Below are 17,999 nucleotides of genomic sequence, written 5' to 3' on the forward strand. Positions count from 1 at the left end.
CCTGCAATGAAAAGCCTGGCGGCGACGCCTGCCGCCAGACATGAACATAAACCCCAGAATTACGCCTGCTGCTGCTCGGCTTCCTGCTGTGCCAGATTGCTTTCACGACGCAGTTCGCGGGAATAGAAGAAGTAGCCACAGCCCCACCACAGCGCGAAGACCAGCGGGATAACGTTGCCTTCCAGGAATTTGAAAAGGAAGGAGAAGGCATAGGTGAAGACTGGCGCATCAATCGAGCTGTTCGAAATTAGCTGCCCTGCTGGGATGGTGATCGCTTTAGTGGCCAGACCGAGGTCGGTAATCATTGGCGCAAACTGCGTACCCACGAACAGGAAGAACGGCACGCCAATAATGCTCAGGATAACCATGCGCAGCGTGTTACCGCGCGTCACCAGATAGGCCGGAACAATCAGCGCAATATTGATGATGCCGGCAAACGGCAGGATCTTATTTCCCGGCAGAATCAGTGCCCACAGCAGGGTGAACGGGATGGCGACGATAATGGCAAACCAGATCTCGCTCGCACCGCCCATAAACGGCCAGTCGATACCTACGAACAGCTTACGCCCGGAGAATTTCTTGTTCATATAGTCGCTGATAGCTTCAGAGATCGGCGACAGCGCCTGCATAAAGAGTTTGGAGATCATCGGGAATAGCACCAGCGCCGTTGAGGCCTGCACACCCAACATCAACGTTTTCGCGACGCTGTAGCCTGCAATCACCCCAAACAGGATCCCTAGAATAAAACCAATGATGTGGTTTTCGGCAAAGACACCGACTTTGGCACGCAGCGCGCTGGCATCCATCGGCTTATTGCAGACCGGAATTTTGCGCAGCAGCAGATCGAACGGGTAATAGATGGCACCAAAGAAGACCATACGGTGCGTACAGGTCACCCCTGGGATCCCCGTGAGCTTCTCGATACGATGCTGATGAATATCCCCCGCATTCAGTTCCATAATGATCTGGAAAGCGGCAACGAAGAACGCCAGTACTAAACTCCAGACTGGACCAAACAATGGGGTGGTGACGCTCACCACGATAAATGCGGTAAAGATTTTCCCCCACACGTTCCAGAGGTCGGCGTTGAAGGTATTGGTCTTGTTCAGCATCAACATCACAATGTTGACGCCAACCTGAAGCGGGAACATGGCAAATGCGTAAGGCCAGGCCCAGGAGATATTCGCCATTGTGGTCCAGCCACCGTCGACGATACTTAACTCCATGCCGGTACGGTTCATCATGGTCTGCGCGGCAACACCGATGGCATCAACCATAAAGCCAATCAACATGCTCATTCCGACGAAGGCGACGCCCAGCGTGATGGCCGCCGAGGCCGCATCGCGGAATTTCATCCGCACCACCAGCCCAGCTAATAACATAATAAAGGGCACAAAAACCGGCGCGCCTAAATTCAGAATATAATTTATGACTACACCAAGAAAGTCCATAGCACTTCTCCACTAAAATAATTATACGGATTAAAGAGCTACACCTTATTTACAGGCATCAATAACCTTTTGTAATTCCTGCTCCATTCCCATGCCGGTCAGAAAGGCAATTCCATTAATTACCGGGATAGGATATTGCTTATCAACTTTGGTAATGGCGATATAAGCCGCGCTGTCTTTTATATGACTATCAAGCGATTTCAGGTCGATGACTTCAACTTTGATATGCGACTGCTGACGTTCATTCAATAAGCGGGTCACTTTACTGGCAACCGTTTGTGAGGTAGCAACGCCGCTTCCACATGCAACAATGACTTTTTTCATCTTATAAATCCTTATCTAATTGCAGTCTTGATGTGAGAGTACAGAGAAAGGTTTCTACATCGTCTATTTCGCGTAGGGCCTGGACAACCTCTTCATCCGCAAGGCAGTCCATGAGCTTTTGCAGCGCTGTCAGGTGGCTACTGTGGTCAACAAAACCAAGTAAAACAATGAAGTGAACATAAAGCGTGTTGTCATCATTGCCCATTTCCTGCCAGGCAATGGGCGTAGACAGCCGCGTTACGGAGATAAAGGGGCGAATAACGTGCTGAGGGTCGGTATGAGGAAGCGCGATGGCCACCGGCAGCGTTGGCAGCGCGGTAGGGTAGGCCTTTTCACGGGCGATGATGGCGTCAAGAAAAGAGTCCCAGACATAGCCTTGCTCTTTCAGCAGCAAAAATATCGAAGAAAAAAAGTCCGTAGAATTATTATAATGTTTATCCAGAAATGTGAGCTGAGGCGTAAAATATTCACATCCTTGCGCACTTTCATTCGGGGCATCAACTATATCCATTCTCATCCGAATATCCTCTCTAACCGCTAAGAATTAACTAGAGACAATATTAATTCACGAGCAGAAAGCGGGCGACAAATATTGCCCCCAAAAGATGTGCGCAGACTGGCGCAACGCGGTGAGCGTTTTATTATGAATTACGTCACATTTTTATCGTTGAGATTCGTTGGCAGCGAAATAATTTGGCGGGTTACGACAAATAAAAAGGAGAACGGGAGATAACCCGGACAGGTCATCTCCCGTTAAGCGGCAATTAGCCCGCGAGGAAAAAGCGGAACGCGGGGTTATTGGTTTCGTTATGACAATCGTAACCCAGTTCGTGGAGCCGGGTTTCAAAGTCCGGCTCATTCTCGCCCAACTCAAACGCCGCCAGTACGCGCCCGTAGTCAGTTCCGTGACTACGATAGTGGAACAATGAAATGTTCCAGTGCGTTCCCAGCGTGTGCAGGAATTTGAGCAACGCCCCCGGCGATTCAGGAAACTCGAAACTGTACAGCCGCTCCTGCAAAGGTTTCGACGGACGCCCGCCGACCATATAGCGCACATGCAGCTTCGCCATTTCGTCGTCGGAAAGATCCACCACACTGTAGCCGCCGTCCTGGAGCAGATTGAGGATCTCTTGGCGCTCTTCCAGCCCACGGCTCAGGCGCACACCGACAAAAATGCAGGCATCTTTGGCACTGGCAAAGCGGTAGTTAAACTCCGTTACCGAACGCCCACCCAGCAGTTGGCAGAATTTCAGGAAACTGCCCTTCTCTTCTGGAATGGTCACCGCCAGCAGCGCTTCGCGCTGTTCGCCCAGCTCACAGCGTTCAGACACATAGCGCAGGCCGTGGAAATTAACGTTCGCACCGGAAAGCACGTGCGCCAGGCGTTCACCACGAATGTTATGCTGGGCGATATATTTTTTCATTCCCGCCAGCGCCAACGCGCCTGACGGTTCCGCCACCGCACGCACGTCCTCAAACAGATCCTTCATCGCCGCGCAAATCGCATCGCTATCAACGGTGATAATGTCATCAAGATATTCCTGACACAGGCGGAAAGTCTCATCACCAATACGCTTGACCGCCACGCCCTCAGCAAACAGCCCGACGCGCGGGAGATCCACCGGCTGGCCAGCTTCCAGCGCAGCTTTCAGACAAGCAGAATCTTCGGCTTCAACGGCAATCACTTTGATTTGCGGCATCAGTTGCTTGATTAATACCGCTACACCTGCCGCTAAACCCCCACCGCCCACCGGCACAAATACGCGGTCGAGGTGCGCATCCTGCTGGAGCAGTTCCAGCGCCAGTGTGCCTTGTCCGGCAATCACCATCGGGTGATCGAACGGTGGAACCCAGGTGAAACCCTGCTGGCGCGAAAGCTCAATCGCTTTGGCTTTGGCCTCATCAAAGTTCGCGCCGTACAGCAGCACTTCGCCGCCAAAACCGCGCACCGCATCCACTTTGATGTCGGCTGTTGCCGTCGGCATCACGATCAACGCTTTCACCCCAAGACGCGCGGACGAGAAGGCCACGCCCTGCGCGTGGTTGCCCGCCGAAGCGGTGATCACGCCGTGCGCTTTTTGTTCTTCCGTTAGCCCCGCCATCATCGCGTAAGCGCCGCGCAGCTTGAAGCTATGCACCGGCTGTCGGTCTTCGCGCTTCACCAGGATAACGTTGTCGAGGCGAGACGAGAGTTTTTCCATTTTTTGAAGCGGCGTCACCTGTGCCGCTTCGTAGACCGGTGCGCGCAGCACCGCTCTGAGATATTCGGCTCCCTCAGGAGTGCCGGACAGGGGTTGTGAATCCGCCATAATGGTTATCCCCCCAGCTTCGATTTATCACGTACCGCACCTTTGTCGGCGCTGGTCGCCAGGCTTGCGTAAGCGCGCAATGCAAAGGAGACCTGACGCTGACGATCTTTTGGTGTCCAGGCTTTGTCACCACGGGCTTCCTGAGCTTCGCGACGGGCAGCGATCTCCTGCTCACTCAGTTGCAGTTGAATGCCACGATTTGGAATATCAATTTCAATCAAATCGCCGTCTTCGATGATCGCAATATTGCCGCCGCTTGCCGCTTCCGGTGAAACGTGGCCGATAGAGAGGCCAGATGTACCGCCAGAGAAACGACCGTCGGTAATCAGCGCGCAGGCTTTGCCAAGACCCATTGATTTCAGGAAAGTGGTCGGATAGAGCATTTCCTGCATCCCTGGCCCGCCTTTCGGCCCTTCGTAGCGAATCACCACCACGTCGCCAGCCACCACTTTGCCGCCGAGAATAGCGTCTACCGCGTCGTCCTGGCTTTCGTACACTTTCGCCGGGCCGGTAAATTTGAGGATGCTGTCATCGACGCCAGCAGTTTTTACGATACATCCGTTTTCAGCAAAGTTGCCGTACAGCACTGCCAGACCGCCGTCTTTGCTATAGGCGTGTTCCAGCGAGCGGATACAGCCTTCCGCGCGATCGTCATCCAGAGAGTCCCAGCGGCAATCCTGCGAGAAAGCCTGCGTCGTACGAATCCCAGCCGGGCCGGCGCGGAACATATTTTTTACCGCGTCGTCTTTAGTCAGCATAATGTCATAACGATCGAGCGTTTGTGGCAGCGTCAGACCCAGTACGTTTTTCACATCACGGTTAAGCAACCCCGCTCTGTCCAGTTCGCCCAGAATCCCCAGCACACCGCCCGCACGGTGGACGTCTTCCATATGGTATTTTTGCGTACTCGGCGCGACTTTACACAGCTGCGGCACTTTGCGGGACAGCTTATCGATATCACTCATGGTGAAGTCGATTTCCGCTTCCTGCGCGGCAGCCAGCAGGTGCAGAACGGTGTTGGTGGAGCCGCCCATCGCAATATCCAGCGTCATGGCGTTTTCAAACGCCGCCTTGCTGGCGATATTACGCGGCAGTGCCGAAGCGTCATCCTGTTCGTAGTAGCGTTTGGTCAGCTCAACGATGCGCGCACCAGCATTGAGGAACAGTTGTTTACGGTCGGCGTGGGTCGCCAGCAGCGAGCCGTTACCCGGCTGCGACAGACCCAGCGCTTCGGTCAGGCAGTTCATCGAGTTGGCGGTAAACATCCCAGAACAAGAACCGCAGGTCGGGCAGGCAGAACGTTCAACCTGCTCGCTCTGCTCGTCGGACACTTTCGGGTCAGCGCCCTGAATCATTGCATCGACCAGGTCGAGTTTGATGATTTTGTCGGACAGCTTGGTTTTGCCCGCTTCCATCGGGCCGCCGGAAACAAAAATCACCGGAATATTCAGGCGCAGGGAGGCCATCAGCATCCCTGGGGTGATTTTGTCGCAGTTGGAGATACAGACCATCGCATCGGCGCAGTGGGCGTTCACCATATACTCCACTGAATCGGCGATCAGTTCGCGAGACGGCAGTGAATAAAGCATCCCCCCGTGGCCCATCGCGATACCATCATCCACCGCAATGGTGTTGAACTCTTTGGCAACGCCGCCTGAGGCTTCAATTTGCTCGGCAACCAGTTTACCGAGATCGCGCAGGTGCACGTGGCCCGGCACGAACTGGGTAAACGAGTTTACAACAGCAATAATCGGCTTACCGAAATCGGCGTCGGTCATCCCGGTGGCGCGCCACAATGCGCGGGCCCCGGCCATATTGCGGCCATGAGTGGTGGTGGCGGAACGATACTTAGGCATGCTTTATTTACTCCCGTCTGACTATTTAAATGGGACGGTGCGTGCCGCCCCATATTTATATTTATTGATTAACCTGATCCAACCAGCCGTATTTATCTTCTGTTTCACCGGTAAAGAGGCCAAAGAATGCTTGCTGAATACGTTTGGTGACTGGGCCACAGCGGCCTTCGCCCACCTGAATACCGTCAACGCTACGCACTGGCGTAATTTCTGCGGCAGTACCGGACATAAACACTTCATCAGCCAGATACAGAGATTCACGGGACAGCACCTGCTCGCGAACTTCAATATTGAGGTCTTTCGCCAGCTTGATGATCGCGTCACGCGTGATGCCCGGCAGCGCGGAAGAGGTGAACGGCGGGGTAAACAGTACGCCGTCTTTTACTTCAAACAGGTTTTCACCTGCGCCTTCAGAGATATAGCCATTCACATCCAGCGCGATGCCTTCCTGATAACCATGACGACGCGCTTCGCTACCAACCAGCAGCGAAGACAGATAGTTACCGCCCGCTTTGGCAGCGGTAGGGATGGTGTTCGGCGCAACGCGGTTCCAGGAAGACACCATCGCATCAATCCCTTGATCCAACGCTTCTGCGCCCAGATATGCGCCCCACGGGAAGGCGGCGATAATAACGTCAGTGGTGTAACCCGCTGGCGGGTTCACGCCCATGCCGACATCACCAACAAATACCAGTGGTCGGATATACGCGCTAGTCAGGTTGTTTTTGCGCAGCACTTCACGGCAGGCTTCCATCAGTTCATCAACGCTCTGCGACACCGGGAAGCGATAAATTTTGGCGGAATCATGCAGACGCTGCATGTGTTCGCGGTGGCGGAAGACCACTGGGCCTTTGTGAGAGTCGTAGCAACGGATGCCTTCAAACACGGAAGTACCGTAGTGCAGTGCGTGAGACATTACGTGTACTTTGGCATCTTCCCAACGAACCATCTCACCGTTGAACCAGATGTAATCCGCTTTTTTCGTCGTCATTTCTCTTCCTTTGCGCTCAGGCGCGAATTTGTTGTTGTGATGTGCTGGAACACTGCTGGACGGCAACCGAAGCCACGTCCACCAGTTTATTTAACTGACTAAACAGTAAGTCTACTGACCGAGGACTGGCAACGGTTAGCTCGATATTTATATTCTGCGCATCGCTGGCAGTCTCCATATTCATCGAGCAAATCTGAAAACCGCGATGGCGCACCACACGTAAAACGCGTTCTAAGGTTTCTGGGTTGAAGCGAGCCTGCACGTTGACCTGATGTTGCATCATGATAATTTCTCCAGCATTTGTGAGTTACTGGCACCGGGCGGTACCAACGGCCAGACGTTCTCAAGCTCGTCGATTGAGACATGAAGCAGGTACGGCCCTTCGCTGGACAGCATTGCGTCGAGTGCCGCTTCAACCTGGTCTTTACGGGTGATGTGTTGGCCAGGAATGCCGAAGGCACTGGCCAGGGTCAGAAAATCGGGGTTATCGGTCAGGGTGGTTTCGCTATAACGTTCCTGGAAAAACAGTTGTTGCCACTGGCGAACCATACCTAAACGCTGATTGTCGAGTAAGACGATTTTCAGCGGTAACTGCTTACGTTTTACGGTGCCCAGCTCTTGTACATTCATCATGAAAGAGCCGTCACCGGAGATACAGATAACCGTATCATTCGGGCGCGCCACCTGTGCGCCAACGGCGGCGGGCAGGCCAAACCCCATCGTGCCCAATCCACTGGAAGTGATGAAGTTTTCCGGGCGGGTGTACGTCATATGCTGCGCTGACCACATCTGATGTTGACCAACGTCGGTGGTCACTACGCTATCGGCCGCTTTCTTATCGGACAACTGTTTTAACAACAGCGGCGCGTAGATAGCTTCACCCGGATGATCATAACGCCAGGCGTGTTCCGCCCGCAGCGTTGCGTTATATTCACGCCATGTATCAACCGCCAGCGGCTGCTGCAACGCAGGCAGCAATACATTTAAATCGCCCTGCAATGCCACATGCACCTGACGCAGTTTGTTCATTTCTGCCGGGTCGATATCCATGTGGATCACGCTGGCATGGGGCGCGAAGGTATTCAGTTTGCCTGTCACACGGTCGTCAAAACGCGCGCCCACCGCAATCAACAGGTCACATTCCTGCACCGCCAGGTTGGCGGCTTTCGTGCCGTGCATCCCTAACATACCGAGATAGTACGGATAATCAGCATCAACCGCGCCTAAGCCTTTCAATGTGCAGGTCGCAGGCATTTGCGTAACGGCGATGAACTCACGCAGTGCCGGAACCGCCTGCGCCATCCCCACACCGCCGCCCACGTAGAGCATGGGCTTTTGCGCCTGCGCCAGCATCTGGCGAGCCTGTTCAACTTCAGCATGAGGGAAAGCATTATCGCTGGCGACGGTGGAAAAATGCGGTTCGAACTCGCCTTGTGCCACTTGGATATCTTTCGGGATATCCACTAATACTGGGCCTGGGCGGCCTGAGTTTGCCACCTGGAAGGCTTCTGCCAACACGCGCGGCAACTCTTCCAGAGACTGCACCAGGAAGCTGTGCTTGGTGCAGGCCAGCGACAAACCGAGAACGTCCACCTCCTGGAATGCATCAGTACCGATAAGCGGTGCGGCAACCTGCCCAGTAATGGCAACCACCGGAACGGAGTCCAGCAAGGCGTCAGCCAGGCCAGTTATCAGGTTGGTTGCGCCCGGCCCAGAAGTAGCGATGCAAACGCCGGTTTTACCCGTAGCGCGGACGTAGCCTATCGCCGCCATCACCGCGCCCTGCTCGTGTCGGCACAGCAGATGTTCTACGCCGCCGTCATACAGAGCGTCGTAAACCGGCATAATGGCACCACCCGGATAGCCAAATACCGTTTCAACGCCCTGCGTTCGCAACGCATGTACCACCCACTGTGCGCCATTCATAGTTAGTTCCCCGCCGTAGATCGTGAGAAACAGAATTTTATGCTGCGTGACATTCTCTGCTCCTCGTTATTGTTTTTAGGTCATAAAAAAACCCCCGAACCTTTCGGTGCGGGGGTCTTAGTTCGTTAAGGCTTGATTTCTAAGCCTTTCCTCGTCCAAGTGCAGCCCCGCACGGTGGGATAATAATCACCACCACGCTAATCACGACTAGGCTAATCACTCGTAGAAGGGCTGTCATTTTTGTCTATTCTTGCATCTTGTTCGAAGGAATACCTACAGAGTTACCACAGACATCACAAAAATCACAAGTTTTTTTTCTGCACTTGTTGCTTATCAGGCTAATGATTTATGAAAAACAAATTGTTTTATATACAAAATTTATGAAATGAAAATATTTCACTTTTTCAATGTGCTTATCGCATTGATGCGCAATTAACCAGCCATGTCATCAGTTTCTGCGCTCCTCATACCAAAAATAATGAAATGCAAAGAACATTGGCGAAAAGTCATGAATACGCGCCGTAAATTCAGTAATTGCGCAGTTAACGTCACTATCGTGCTATGCATAATGTCGCCATTCAGGGAGGCATTATGTCACTTTCGGTTGTCTACACCCGCGCAGCGTTAGGGGTTAATGCCCCACTTATCACTATTGAAGTCCACATCAGCCAGGGGCTACCGGGATTGATTATGGTTGGGTTGCCGGAAACCGCCGTTAAGGAGTCTCGCGACCGTGTGCGTAGTGCAATCATTAACAGCGGATATACTTTTCCGGCCAAGAAGATAACGATCAATCTTGCGCCAGCCGACCTCCCCAAAGAGGGAGGGCGATATGATTTACCTATCGCTATTGCGCTTCTGGCGGCTTCTGAGCAGCTTAGCACCCAGAAACTGGGTCAGTATGAGTTTGTTGGAGAATTAGCGCTTACAGGCGCTTTGCGCGGGATTCCTGGGGCTATATCCGCAGCAATGGAAGCCATTAGCGCCGGGCGGCAAATTATTCTGGCAGAGGAGAATGCTCCTCTTGTCGGCCTATTGGGCGGCAGTGACTGTCTGATTGCCAGCCATCTTTTGGAAGTCTGCGCATTTCTGGAAGGGAAACAGGACCTGCGTCTGCCGCCAGCGGAAAATATCGTCGTGCCGGAAAATATCGAAGACCTGAGCGATATTATTGGGCAACAGCAGGGTAAACGTGCGCTAGAGATAACCGCCTCTGGTGGGCATAACTTATTGCTGATTGGCCCACCGGGAACCGGAAAAACGATGCTGGCGACCCGACTGCGTGGCTTGCTACCACCGCTGAACGATCGCGAGGCGCAGGAAAGTGCGGCTATTATCAGCCTCGAAAATACTCATAGCGTACAAACCCAGTGGCGCTGCCGCCCCTTTCGCGCACCGCACCATAGTGCATCACTCACCGCGATGGTAGGAGGTGGCGCAATCCCAGCACCAGGGGAAATCTCACTGGCCCATAACGGCATTCTATTTTTAGATGAACTACCGGAATTTGAACGTCGGGTGCTCGATGCGCTGCGAGAGCCTATCGAGTCCGGCAAGATTCATATCTCCCGCACACGCGCGAAAATCACCTATCCGGCGCGCTTTCAGTTGGTGGCCGCCATGAATCCCAGCCCTACCGGTCATTACGAAGGGCAACATAATCGCTGCACGCCAGAGCAGACACTGCGCTATCTCAACCGTCTGTCAGGGCCGTTCCTCGACCGTTTTGATCTTTCGCTAGAAATACCACTACCACCGCCAGGGTTGCTCAGCCAGCCCATCCGTCAAGGAGAAAGCAGTTTAATCGTTCAGGAACGGGTCGTTGCGGTGCAGAAACAGCAATACGCCAGACAGGGTAAACTGAATGCCCAACTGAGCAGCAGTGAAATTCGTCAATTCTGTACGCTGATAGATGAAGATGCCGTATGGCTGGAACAGACGTTAACGCGACTGGGGCTTTCTATTCGTGCCTGGCAGAGGCTGTTAAGGTATCACGCACGCTGGCGGATATGGAGGGGAGTGAGTCTATTACGCGCCATCATTTGCAGGAAGCACTGAGCTATCGCGGGATCGACAGAATGCTCATCCATCTGCAAACCTTACTACAATAAAAAAGGGGCCAAAGCCCCTTTTTTATTAATCGTCGCTGTCAGTATAGTCTTCAGCGCCTTCTACCTGCGGCTTACCGCCGGACAGCGTATGGAAACGCTTAGGACGCTTAATGCGGGTCACATACTTGTGCCACACACGTTCAGCTTCCGTCGCTGGCTCACGCTCACCACGGCAGGCTGCCACAAACAGCTGCTCCTCTTCGGTAGCTGGTTCACGTTTGCCGAGATCGAGTTCGTTAAAGGCAAAGCCATAACGTTCAAGCAGCTGCGCCTCTTTGATGGTGAAATCACCATGACGAGAGAACCCGCGCGGATAATTTTTATTGTCGAAAAAACGATTAGTCGTCGTAAAGCTTTCCGCCATCCTACACGCTCCTAATTCTTTGGCCGAGCTATTTATGGCGCGGAGTATTAGATACGCTTGACAGAGTGTAAAACAAAAGATTTAAATCATTACGACAAAAAATTTTGCGGAGAAAGCTGTGGATACCGAATTGCTGAAAACTTTCCTCGAAGTGAGTAGAACTCGCCACTTCGGGCGCGCCGCAGAAGCGCTCTATCTGACACAATCTGCGGTAAGCTTTCGCATCCGTCAGCTAGAGAACCAGCTTGGCGTTAACCTGTTTACCCGTCATCGCAACAATATCCGCCTAACCGCCGCAGGCGAGAAACTCCTCCCCTACGCTGAAACACTGATGAATACATGGCAGGCAGCGCGAAAAGAGGTGGCGAATACCTCACGGCACAACGAGTTTTCGATTGGTGCCAGCGCTTCGCTGTGGGAGTGCATGCTTAACGAGTGGCTCGCCAGACTGTATCAGGCTGACGACACGCTTCAGTTTGAAGCACGAATTGCCCAGCGCCAGTCGCTGGTAAAGCAACTGCATGAACGCCAGCTCGATCTGCTATTGACCACTGAAACGCCGAAAATGGATGAATTTAGCAGCCAGTTGTTAGGGCATTTTACTCTTGAGCTTTACTGCGCCTCACCGGCAACGAGCAAATCGGAGTTGAACTACCTTCGACTGGAATGGGGTGCTGATTTCCAGCAGCATGAAGCGGGGCTCATCGCCTGTGATGATGTGCCATTACTCACCACCAGTTCAGCCAGTTTGGCTCGCCGTCAGTTAGTGTCGTTAAAAGGTTGCACCTGGTTGCCTACAGCATGGGCGCAAGATCAGGACGAACTTTATCCTGTAACCGATGGCGCGGCTATATCGCGTCCTTTATATGCTATTTGGCTGCAAAATAGCGACAAACAGATGCAGATTCGCGACATATTGAAAAATAACGTTTTCTGAGTTGAAGTGTATATGGCCCTGGAAGGGAATGAATGGGCCTTTTCGGAGGTAAATTTTAGGCAAAAAAAAATCCTTTGCTAAAAAGCAAAGGATCATTATATGGCAGGGGCGGAGAGACTCGAACTCGCGACACCCGGTTTTGGAGACCGGTGCTCTACCAACTGAGCTACGCCCCTAAAGTTTCTTATCATTAAGCCTGCTAATTTAGCAGGCTTAATTTTTTAATAAGTGGCGGAACGGACGGGACTCGAACCCGCGACCCCCTGCGTGACAGGCAGGTATTCTAACCAACTGAACTACCGCTCCACCGAATTTCTTTGTCACTACCCGGATTTTTATCCCGGTTTACTGCAATTTGATGCCTGGCAGTTCCCTACTCTCGCATGGGGAGACCCCACACTACCATCGGCGCTACGGCGTTTCACTTCTGAGTTCGGCATGGGGTCAGGTGGGACCACCGCGCTACTGCCGCCAGGCAAATTCTGTTATCAGACCGTTTTTCACGTTCTGATGTTATCTGTATCAAGCTGAATTTCGATGTCTCTTTCGCCAAAACATCTTCGGCGTTGTAAGGTTAAGCCTCACGGTTCATTAGTATCGGTTAGCTCAACGTATCGCTACGCTTACACACCCGACCTATCAACGTCGTAGTCTTCAACGTTCCTTCAGGACTCTCAAGGAGTCAGGGAGAACTCATCTCGGGGCAAGTTTCGTGCTTAGATGCTTTCAGCACTTATCTCTTCCGCATTTAGCTACCGGGCAATGCCATTGGCATGACAACCCGAACACCAGTGATGCGTCCACTCCGGTCCTCTCGTACTAGGAGCAGCCCCCTCAATTCTCCAGCGCCCACGGCAGATAGGGACCGAACTGTCTCACGACGTTCTAAACCCAGCTCGCGTACCACTTTAAATGGCGAACAGCCATACCCTTGGGACCTACTTCAGCCCCAGGATGTGATGAGCCGACATCGAGGTGCCAAACACCGCCGTCGATATGAACTCTTGGGCGGTATCAGCCTGTTATCCCCGGAGTACCTTTTATCCGTTGAGCGATGGCCCTTCCATTCAGAACCACCGGATCACTAAGACCTGCTTTCGCACCTGCTCGAGCCGTCACTCTCGCAGTCAAGCTAGCTTATGCCTTTGCACTAACCTCCTGATGTCCGACAGGATTAGCTAACCTTCGTGCTCCTCCGTTACTCTTTAGGAGGAGACCGCCCCAGTCAAACTACCCACCAGACACTGTCCGCAACCCGGATTACGGGTCTACGTTAGAACACCAGCCATTAAAGGGTGGTATTTCAAGGTTGGCTCCACGCAGACTGGCGTCCACGCTTCAAAGCCTCCCACCTATCCTACACATCAAGGACCAGTGTTCAGTGTCAAGCTATAGTAAAGGTTCACGGGGTCTTTCCGTCTTGCCGCGGGTACACTGCATCTTCACAGCGAGTTCAATTTCACTGAGTCTCGGGTGGAGACAGCCTGGCCATCATTACGCCATTCGTGCAGGTCGGAACTTACCCGACAAGGAATTTCGCTACCTTAGGACCGTTATAGTTACGGCCGCCGTTTACCGGGGCTTCGATCAAGAGCTTCGCGTTACCGCTAACCCCATCAATTAACCTTCCGGCACCGGGCAGGCGTCACACCGTATACGTCCACTTTCGTGTTTGCACAGTGCTGTGTTTTTAATAAACAGTTGCAGCCAGCTGGTATCTTCGACTGAGTTCAGCTCCACGAGCAAGTCGCTTCACCTACCATCAGCGTGCCTTCTCCCGAAGTTACGGCACCATTTTGCCTAGTTCCTTCACCCGAGTTCTCTCAAGCGCCTTGGTATTCTCTACCTGACCACCTGTGTCGGTTTGGGGTACGATTTGATGTTACCTGATGCTTAGAGGCTTTTCCTGGAAGCAGGGCATTTGTTACTTCAGCACCGTAGTGCCTCGTCATCACACCTCAGCGTTAATAAGGTTCCGGATTTACCTGGAACCTCCGCCTACATGCTTAAACCGGGACAACCGTCGCCCGGCTAACATAGCCTTCTCCGTCCCCCCTTCGCAGTAACACCAAGTACAGGAATATTAACCTGTTTCCCATCGACTACGCCTTTCGGCCTCGCCTTAGGGGTCGACTCACCCTGCCCCGATTAACGTTGGACAGGAACCCTTGGTCTTCCGGCGTGCGGGTTTTTCACCCGCATTATCGTTACTTATGTCAGCATTCGCACTTCTGATACCTCCAGCAAACCTCACAGTTCACCTTCAACGGCTTACAGAACGCTCCCCTACCCAACAACACATAGTGTCGCTGCCGCAGCTTCGGTGCACAGTTTAGCCCCGTTACATCTTCCGCGCAGGCCGACTCGACCAGTGAGCTATTACGCTTTCTTTAAATGATGGCTGCTTCTAAGCCAACATCCTGGCTGTCTGAGCCTTCCCACATCGTTTCCCACTTAACTGTGACTTTGGGACCTTAGCTGGCGGTCTGGGTTGTTTCCCTCTTCACGACGGACGTTAGCACCCGCCGTGTGTCTCCCGTGATAACATTCTTCGGTATTCGTAGTTTGCATCGGGTTGGTAAGTCGGGATGACCCCCTAGCCGAAACAGTGCTCTACCCCGAAGATGAGTTCACGAGGCGCTACCTAAATAGCTTTCGGGAGAACCAGCTATCTCCCGGTTTGATTGGCCTTTCACCCCCAGCCACAAGTCATCCGCTAATTTTTCAACATTAGTCGGTTCGGTCCTCCAGTTAGTGTTACCCAACCTTCAACCTGCCCATGGCTAGATCACCGGGTTTCGGGTCTATACCCTGCAACTTAACGCCCAGTTAAGACTCGGTTTCCCTTCGGCTCCCCTATTCGGTTAACCTTGCTACAGAATATAAGTCGCTGACCCATTATACAAAAGGTACGCAGTCACCCATAAAGAGGCTCCCACTGCTTGTACGTACACGGTTTCAGGTTCTGTTTCACTCCCCTCGCCGGGGTTCTTTTCGCCTTTCCTCACGGTACTGGTTCACTATCGGTCAGTCAGGAGTATTTAGCCTTGGAGGATGGTCCCCCCATATTCAGACAGGATACCACGTGTCCCGCCCTACTCTTCGAGTTCACAACCTGTGCATTTTGGTGTACGGGACTATCACCCTGTACCGTCGGACTTTCCAGACCGTTCCACTAACACACAAGCTGATTCAGACTCTGGGCTGCTCCCGTTCGCTCGCCGCTACTGGGGAATCTCGGTTGATTTCTTTTCCTCGGGTACTTAGATGTTTCAGTTCCCCGGTTCGCCTCGTTAACCTATGTATTCAGTTAACGATAGTGCAACGAATTGCACTGGGTTTCCCCATTCGGACATCGCCGGCTATAACGGTTCATATCACCTTACCGACGCTTTTCGCAGATTAGCACGTCCTTCATCGCCTCTGACTGCAGGGCATCCACCGTGTACGCTTAGTCGCTTAACCTCACAACCCGAAGATGTTTCGTAAAACATCATCAGTGTTGCGAAAATTTGAGAGACTCGAACACACCGCTTATCTGTTCTTATTACGGAGAACAGACACAGTGTGTCGTTTCAATTTTCAGCTTGATCCAGATTTTTAAAGAGCAAAACTTCGCAGTGAACCTTTTCAGGTACACTCTGAAGTTTTCTTGTGTTTCGCAGTAAAAAGATGGTGGAGCTATGCGGGATCGAACCGCAGACCTCCTGCGTGCAAAGCAGGCGCTCTCCCAGCTGAGCTATAGCCCCATCGCTTTTCAGAATCTCCCTCAAATTTGCTTTGCAAATTTGGTAGGCCTGAGTGGACTTGAACCACCGACCTCACCCTTATCAGGGGTGCGCTCTAACCACCTGAGCTACAAGCCTGCAGAGATTCTTACTGCTATTTTTCATCAAACAATCTGTGTGGACACTTCAACGAACGCTTCTTTAAGGTAAGGAGGTGATCCAACCGCAGGTTCCCCTACGGTTACCTTGTTACGACTTCACCCCAGTCATGAATCACAAAGTGGTAAGCGCCCTCCCGAAGGTTAAGCTACCTACTTCTTTTGCAACCCACTCCCATGGTGTGACGGGCGGTGTGTACAAGGCCCGGGAACGTATTCACCGTAGCATTCTGATCTACGATTACTAGCGATTCCGACTTCATGGAGTCGAGTTGCAGACTCCAATCCGGACTACGACATACTTTATGAGGTCCGCTTGCTCTCGCGAGGTCGCTTCTCTTTGTATATGCCATTGTAGCACGTGTGTAGCCCTACTCGTAAGGGCCATGATGACTTGACGTCATCCCCACCTTCCTCCAGTTTATCACTGGCAGTCTCCTTTGAGTTCCCGGCCGAACCGCTGGCAACAAAGGATAAGGGTTGCGCTCGTTGCGGGACTTAACCCAACATTTCACAACACGAGCTGACGACAGCCATGCAGCACCTGTCTCACGGTTCCCGAAGGCACTAAAGCATCTCTGCTAAATTCCGTGGATGTCAAGAGTAGGTAAGGTTCTTCGCGTTGCATCGAATTAAACCACATGCTCCACCGCTTGTGCGGCCCGTCAATTCATTTGAGTTTTAACCTTGCGGCCGTACTCCCAGGCGGTCGACTTAACGCGTTAGCTCCGGAAGCCACGCCTCAAGGGCACAACCTCCAAGTCGACATCGTTTACAGCGTGGACTACCAGGGTATCTAATCCTGTTTGCTCCCCACGCTTTCGCACCTGAGCGTCAGTCTTCGTCCAGGGGGCCGCCTTCGCCACCGGTATTCCTCCAGATCTCTACGCATTTCACCGCTACACCTGAATCTACCCCCTCTACGAGACTCAAGCTTGCCAGTTTCAAATGCAGTTCCCAGGTTCACCGGGGATTCACATCTGACTTAACAAACCGCCTGCGTGCGCTTTACGCCCAGTAATTCCGATTAACGCTTGCACCCTCCGTATTACCGCGGCTGCTGGCACGGAGTTAGCCGGTGCTTCTTCTGCGAGTAACGTCAATTGCTGCGGTTATTAACCACAACACCTTCCTCCTCGCTGAAAGTACTTTACAACCCGAAGGCCTTCTTCATACACGCGGCATGGCTGCATCAGGCTTGCGCCCATTGTGCAATATTCCCCACTGCTGCCTCCCGTAGGAGTCTGGACCGTGTCTCAGTTCCAGTGTGGCTGGTCATCCTCTCAGACCAGCTAGGGATCGTCGCCTAGGTGAGCCATTACCCCACCTACTAGCTAATCCCATCTGGGCACATCCGATGGTGTGAGGCCCGAAGGTCCCCCACTTTGGTCTTGCGACGTTATGCGGTATTAGCTACCGTTTCCAGTAGTTATCCCCCTCCATCGGGCAGTTTCCCAGACATTACTCACCCGTCCGCCACTCGTCACCCGAGAGCAAGCTCTCTGTGCTACCGTTCGACTTGCATGTGTTAGGCCTGCCGCCAGCGTTCAATCTGAGCCATGATCAAACTCTTCAATTTAAGTTTGATGCTCGTGAATTAAACTTCGTAATGAATTACGTGTTCACTCAGAGACTTGGTATTCATTTTTCGTCCGAGGACGTTAAGAATCCGTATCATTGAGTGCCCACACAGATTGTCTGATAAATTGTTAAAGAGCAGTGCCGCTTCGCTTTTTCTCAGCGGCGCGGGATGTGCATAATACGCTTTCCCGCTTCAGAGTCAAGCGTTTATTTCCGCTTTTCTCCGTCGAGATTCTCAGGAGAACCTCGCTGACCCGGTGGCT

Annotated in this window: 11 protein-coding genes, 4 tRNA genes, 3 rRNA genes and 1 pseudogene; 2 read left to right on the plus strand and 17 right to left on the minus strand. The window is 52.6% G+C overall.

Translation table 11 applies throughout. The features are described 5' to 3' along the window. Positions 1 to 59: 59 nt before the first annotated feature. The 9 genes from AC6I4B_RS22465 to ilvL form a co-directional block, all read right to left on the minus strand. Positions 60 to 1,451, minus strand: a complete 1,392-nt coding sequence (locus AC6I4B_RS22465) for a PTS galactitol transporter subunit IIC (RefSeq protein ID WP_497768302.1) — start codon at positions 1,449 to 1,451, stop codon at positions 60 to 62. 45 nt (positions 1,452 to 1,496) lie between these two features. Then, positions 1,497 to 1,775: a PTS sugar transporter subunit IIB gene (locus AC6I4B_RS22470; RefSeq protein ID WP_035896401.1), complete on the minus strand. Its 279-nt coding sequence runs from the start codon at positions 1,773 to 1,775 to the stop codon at positions 1,497 to 1,499. Position 1,776: 1 nt separating this feature from the next. Continuing rightward, the gene (locus AC6I4B_RS22475; protein WP_497768304.1) at positions 1,777 to 2,286 is read right to left on the minus strand and encodes a PTS sugar transporter subunit IIA; all 510 of its coding nucleotides are present in this window, start codon (positions 2,284 to 2,286) and stop codon (positions 1,777 to 1,779) included. Positions 2,287 to 2,539: 253 nt separating this feature from the next. Further along, positions 2,540 to 4,084: a threonine ammonia-lyase, biosynthetic gene (gene ilvA / locus AC6I4B_RS22480; RefSeq protein WP_497768305.1), complete on the minus strand. Its 1,545-nt coding sequence runs from the start codon at positions 4,082 to 4,084 to the stop codon at positions 2,540 to 2,542. A 5-nt stretch (positions 4,085 to 4,089) separates the two neighbouring features. Further along, positions 4,090 to 5,940, minus strand: coding sequence for a dihydroxy-acid dehydratase (ilvD, locus tag AC6I4B_RS22485; RefSeq protein ID WP_497768307.1), 1,851 nt, complete (start codon positions 5,938 to 5,940; stop codon positions 4,090 to 4,092). 61 nt (positions 5,941 to 6,001) lie between these two features. Beyond that, positions 6,002 to 6,931, minus strand: a complete 930-nt coding sequence (gene ilvE, locus AC6I4B_RS22490; protein ID WP_497768308.1) for a branched-chain-amino-acid transaminase — start codon at positions 6,929 to 6,931, stop codon at positions 6,002 to 6,004. A 16-nt stretch (positions 6,932 to 6,947) separates the two neighbouring features. Further along, positions 6,948 to 7,214, minus strand: coding sequence for an acetolactate synthase 2 small subunit (ilvM, locus tag AC6I4B_RS22495; protein WP_497768310.1), 267 nt, complete (start codon positions 7,212 to 7,214; stop codon positions 6,948 to 6,950). Then, complete coding sequence (ilvG, locus tag AC6I4B_RS22500; protein WP_497768311.1) at positions 7,211 to 8,857, minus strand: acetolactate synthase 2 catalytic subunit; 1,647 nt, start codon at positions 8,855 to 8,857, stop codon at positions 7,211 to 7,213. The genes ilvM and ilvG overlap by 4 nt, the downstream gene beginning before the upstream one ends. A 139-nt stretch (positions 8,858 to 8,996) precedes the next feature. Then, on the minus strand, positions 8,997 to 9,095 hold the full coding sequence (gene ilvL, locus AC6I4B_RS22505; RefSeq protein WP_001311244.1) for an ilv operon leader peptide: 99 nt from the start codon (positions 9,093 to 9,095) through the stop codon (positions 8,997 to 8,999). A 353-nt stretch (positions 9,096 to 9,448) separates the two neighbouring features. On the opposite strand from ilvL, the pseudogene AC6I4B_RS22510 reads away from it, so the two are divergent. Continuing rightward, positions 9,449 to 10,968: pseudogene (locus AC6I4B_RS22510) on the plus strand (YifB family Mg chelatase-like AAA ATPase). A 25-nt stretch (positions 10,969 to 10,993) separates the two neighbouring features. Here AC6I4B_RS22510 and AC6I4B_RS22515 read toward each other — a convergent pair. Continuing rightward, entirely contained in the window at positions 10,994 to 11,332 is a 339-nt protein-coding gene (locus AC6I4B_RS22515) for a MaoP family protein (RefSeq protein ID WP_497768312.1), read from the minus strand. 118 nt (positions 11,333 to 11,450) lie between these two features. On the opposite strand from AC6I4B_RS22515, the gene hdfR reads away from it, so the two are divergent. Then, a complete protein-coding gene (hdfR, locus tag AC6I4B_RS22520; RefSeq protein WP_497768313.1) occupies positions 11,451 to 12,269 on the plus strand; it encodes an HTH-type transcriptional regulator HdfR in 819 nt (272 codons plus the stop codon). Between the two features lie 100 nt (positions 12,270 to 12,369). Here the strand turns inward: hdfR and AC6I4B_RS22525 are convergent. From AC6I4B_RS22525 to AC6I4B_RS22555, 7 genes are all read right to left on the minus strand, one after another. Continuing rightward, positions 12,370 to 12,445: transfer RNA gene (locus AC6I4B_RS22525), tRNA-Trp, on the minus strand. Between the two features lie 53 nt (positions 12,446 to 12,498). Continuing rightward, a tRNA-Asp gene (locus tag AC6I4B_RS22530) sits at positions 12,499 to 12,575 on the minus strand. A gap of 54 nt (positions 12,576 to 12,629) precedes the next feature. Beyond that, positions 12,630 to 12,745: ribosomal RNA gene (gene rrf, locus AC6I4B_RS22535) — 5S ribosomal RNA — on the minus strand. 94 nt (positions 12,746 to 12,839) lie between these two features. After that, positions 12,840 to 15,734 (minus strand): 23S ribosomal RNA (locus tag AC6I4B_RS22540). A gap of 208 nt (positions 15,735 to 15,942) precedes the next feature. Then, positions 15,943 to 16,018 (minus strand) — tRNA-Ala (locus AC6I4B_RS22545). A gap of 40 nt (positions 16,019 to 16,058) precedes the next feature. After that, a tRNA-Ile gene (locus AC6I4B_RS22550) sits at positions 16,059 to 16,135 on the minus strand. A gap of 69 nt (positions 16,136 to 16,204) precedes the next feature. Next, positions 16,205 to 17,734, minus strand: a 16S ribosomal RNA gene (locus AC6I4B_RS22555). The 16S, 23S and 5S rRNA genes sit together here with 4 tRNA genes alongside, the layout of an rRNA operon. Between the last annotated feature and the right edge of the window lie 265 nt (positions 17,735 to 17,999).

It is taken from the genome of Kluyvera fluvialis, assembly GCF_059725275.1.

Excerpts from the sequence above, each read along its gene's own strand:
- AC6I4B_RS22470 (WP_035896401.1), bottom strand. The coding sequence starts at position 1,775 with ATGAAAAAAGTCATTGTTGCATGTGGAAGCGGCGTTGCTACCTCACAA.
- ilvL (WP_001311244.1), bottom strand. The coding sequence starts at position 9,095 with ATGACAGCCCTTCTACGAGTGATTAGCCTAGTCGTGATTAGCGTGGTG.
- AC6I4B_RS22475 (WP_497768304.1), bottom strand. The coding sequence starts at position 2,286 with ATGGATATAGTTGATGCCCCGAATGAAAGTGCGCAAGGATGTGAATAT.
- AC6I4B_RS22515 (WP_497768312.1), bottom strand. The coding sequence starts at position 11,332 with ATGGCGGAAAGCTTTACGACGACTAATCGTTTTTTCGACAATAAAAAT.
- ilvM (WP_497768310.1), bottom strand. The coding sequence starts at position 7,214 with ATGATGCAACATCAGGTCAACGTGCAGGCTCGCTTCAACCCAGAAACC.
- ilvA (WP_497768305.1), bottom strand. The coding sequence starts at position 4,084 with ATGGCGGATTCACAACCCCTGTCCGGCACTCCTGAGGGAGCCGAATAT.
- ilvG (WP_497768311.1), bottom strand. The coding sequence starts at position 8,857 with ATGAATGGCGCACAGTGGGTGGTACATGCGTTGCGAACGCAGGGCGTT.
- AC6I4B_RS22465 (WP_497768302.1), bottom strand. The coding sequence starts at position 1,451 with ATGGACTTTCTTGGTGTAGTCATAAATTATATTCTGAATTTAGGCGCG.
- ilvE (WP_497768308.1), bottom strand. The coding sequence starts at position 6,931 with ATGACGACGAAAAAAGCGGATTACATCTGGTTCAACGGTGAGATGGTT.
- ilvD (WP_497768307.1), bottom strand. The coding sequence starts at position 5,940 with ATGCCTAAGTATCGTTCCGCCACCACCACTCATGGCCGCAATATGGCC.